The 3,165-nt window shown below is 43.3% G+C and carries 2 protein-coding genes; both read right to left on the bottom strand.

All coding sequences use genetic code 11. The features are described 5' to 3' along the window. Window positions 1-199: 199 nt before the first annotated feature. A complete protein-coding gene (locus ACP2WE_RS25930) occupies window positions 200-1,540 on the bottom strand; it encodes an ATP-binding response regulator (RefSeq protein ID WP_425218406.1) in 1,341 nt (446 codons plus the stop codon). A 6-nt stretch (window positions 1,541-1,546) separates the two neighbouring features. Further along, entirely contained in the window at window positions 1,547-2,701 is a 1,155-nt protein-coding gene (locus tag ACP2WE_RS25935; RefSeq protein ID WP_425218407.1) for an FIST signal transduction protein, read from the bottom strand. Window positions 2,702-3,165 lie beyond the last annotated feature (464 nt).

Consider the following 3,165-nt stretch of genomic DNA (forward strand, 5'->3'; position numbering starts at 1 on the left):
GAGTTTCTGGAAAATCATTATTGTCAATGTCAATTTTGGTTAATTGATCATTGCTCTTTTGGCAGTTTGTGCCAAGCACCTGCTGCCTTTTTTTCTTTTTCTAGTCCAAAGTCCAGTATTTGAGAATCAAAGCTTTATTTGAGAGCAGGCAGCAACTGTCTTGAAAGTCAACTACCACTGGCTGTGCTGACTTAAATGGTTAGAGTGATATTTCCGATTTAATATACATCTCTATTCGCGACAATAGATGCTTTAGCTGATAGGGCTTCGAGATATACTCAGTTGCACCTGCCCGTAAACAACCCTCTTCGTCTCCTGGCATAGCCAATGCAGTCACGGCAATAATGGGTACTGATTGGAGGTTGGGGTTGTTCCGAATTAAGCGAATAGCATCTACTCCATGCAATACAGGCATTTGAATATCCATCAAAATCAGTCCTGGTTTTTCGCGCTCTGCATATCGCACAGCATCTTCTCCATTTTGCACCCACTCAAAACGATAACCGCAATCCTTCAAATAGGTCATCACCACCTTGGCATTGATGAGGTCATCTTCGGCAATTAAAATATAGGGTTGTTGAGGTTTTGTGTCTGTGAGTAAGTTTGACTCAACCAACACTGAGGACGTATATGGAAGACTGATGGTGAAACAACTTCCTTCACCGACCTTACTGCACACAGAAATTGAACCTTGGTGCAAGCCCACAATTCGTTTCACGATCGCAAGTCCAAGCCCCAATCCTCCATGTTTGCGATTGAGTTTGCCATCGACTTGGAAAAAGCGATCGAAGATATGTTCGATTTCCTGTTCGGGAATGCCAATACCCGTATCCTTAATATGAATATAAAGCTTTTGATGGGAAGAGTCTGGTTCCACAGTTAAAAGTATTTGACCACCTTCTGGGGTAAATTTTATGGCATTGCTCAAGAGATTGTCTAGAACTTGTTTTATCCGTTTCTCATCGACAAAAATAGGCTCTAAGTTGGGCGGAATAGTTCTGTTAAGGTAGATGTTTTTCTTTGCCGCTATGGGGGTGCAGGCGTTCAGACTAATTTGGCACAATTGCTTAATCGAGGCTGGATGCATGGCAATGTCTAGTTGCCCCGACTCAATGCGGGTCAAATCGAGGATGTCCTCAATGAGGCTTAGTAGATGTCGTCCGCAGGTTTCGATCGTTGATATCGATTCATATTGCTTGGTATTCAGCGTTCCAAAGATTCCATGCATGAGAATCTCGGACATGCCTAAAATACCGTTAAGGGGGGTTCTTAATTCGTGACTAACGGTGGCTAGAAATTCATCTTTGAGCCTTGAGGCACGGGCTAGCTCGGTGTTGGTTATCGCTAGTTGTTCGTTTTGCTGGCGGACTTGATCTTCGCTGCTCCTAAGTTCGCTAATAACTTCATTGAGCAATGCCTCTTTGCGATCGTTCGTCTCTTCGAGCATGGCAAGATTTGTTTGAGCCCGATGCAATTTCTTCGCTAAAATTCGGTTTTCTTTCTCTAGCTCTCGGATCTTTTGCTGGTATTGTTCATCCATCGATCATTACTCTGCTCCAATTAGAACTGTTACAAAAGTCATTTGATGGAGCTTTGATTCGCAATCCCTGACTAGCGGGGCAATCTCACCATAGGTATAAAAGCCAACGATTGGAATATCAGTTCCTAGGGTATTTTGCCCAAAAAAGAATTCTTTCCCAGTATACGTCCCCAGAATCTGCTGGCGACAGCAGCAAGTGAAAAACAAAGCAATAGCTGGCTTCTCTCCAGGATAGCTGTCGATCGCTTTTTGAATCGATGTTTGCGTAGCATCAAGAATGTTGTGACGACTAGCTTGAGCAACCTGTACGGTTGTATTTAAGGGAACATCTGCCAAGGCACTGACAGTTCCGAATTCCTTGTCATATCCCACGCACCCTCGCAAGTAAAACAATTCGTTTCTCGGTTCAAATACGGCCAAGGGATATTCCGCTGAGGGAGTGCGTCCACCTAAAGAGTGCTCCAAGAAGTTGAGAGCTGGTTCGCCATCAATTTCATAAACGGTTTTCCCTTCTACCTTGGTGACTTGAGCTGGTTTGCCAATGGGTTCCCAGCCGCAGGCAACCCCAGTAGAATAGCGAACATCGCCAAATAGCAATAGCACAGGAACGGCATCTGTTAACACTTCAGTGTCAAAGAACTGATAGGTTGTCTCAAAAGTCCAAGGTTCGGCAGCAAAACCACCGACAATGGGGAACGATTTGCCTAATGCCTGCTGCAAGCTCTCTAAAATCGTGACACAGCTTACAGTAAGGCTTTCAGGTGTAGTGATGCATAGCTGGGGCTTTTGCTCGAAGGTTCCTACTGCCTGTTGGATTGCCTGTTGGGCTGCATGTGATGGATCTTGAGAAACATTTCGTCCCACTCCAGCCTGCATTTCAATCGTATCGCTGCAAAGCAACAGCAATACGATTGAATCTTGCTCAAAGCCAAGAACTGAGGAGATTTCGCCGTAGGATGTACTACCAATCAGAGCAATATTAGGGAAATGAGCTTTGATTTTTTGCAAGATCGACGCATGGTCAAAATCATAGGCTGCGAACAGAATCCCTGCTCTAGGTTGTGGCGCATTATTTAAAGCCACTTGACATTGTTCTAATACTTCAGCGATCGCCATCTCAGAATCAGGATCGCAGCTATGACCAATTGCAGATTTCAACATAGAGTTTCTAGGGCAGTCACTATTTTTTTTATTAACTAGAACGATCCTTCATTGCTTATACCAATTTCACTTGAATTTGCAACAGATCGAGGTTTGAGTTCCGCGCTCCGCGCGGTCTTTCAAAAACAATGTGTCGAATTACTTTTTGAAAATGGTATTACGAACAAAGTATGAGATTTCAAGCCCTTGCAGGCAAGATGCCTGCGCTACAAATTAATTACAACCCATTATAGGATTGCTATATTTTTTAAAGCAGGTTTTTATGTATCTATTATTCTCAGAACTTATACGCAAGGACTATTCGATCGCTTCCTCCAAGTGGGTGATTTAACGACGCACCTTAATTACTGGACTTTGGACTAGAAAAAGAAAAAAAGGCAGCAGGTGCTTGGCACAAACTGCCAAAAGAGCAATGATCAATTAACCAAAATTGACATTGACAATAATGATTTTCCAGAAACTCC

Source organism: Tumidithrix helvetica PCC 7403 (assembly GCF_965232925.1).
Lineage (GTDB): Bacteria > Cyanobacteriota > Cyanobacteriia > Pseudanabaenales > Pseudanabaenaceae > Tumidithrix > Tumidithrix helvetica.

Excerpts from the sequence above, each read along its gene's own strand:
- ACP2WE_RS25930 (WP_425218406.1), bottom strand. The coding sequence starts at position 1,540 with ATGGATGAACAATACCAGCAAAAGATCCGAGAGCTAGAGAAAGAAAAC.
- ACP2WE_RS25935 (WP_425218407.1), bottom strand. The coding sequence starts at position 2,701 with ATGTTGAAATCTGCAATTGGTCATAGCTGCGATCCTGATTCTGAGATG.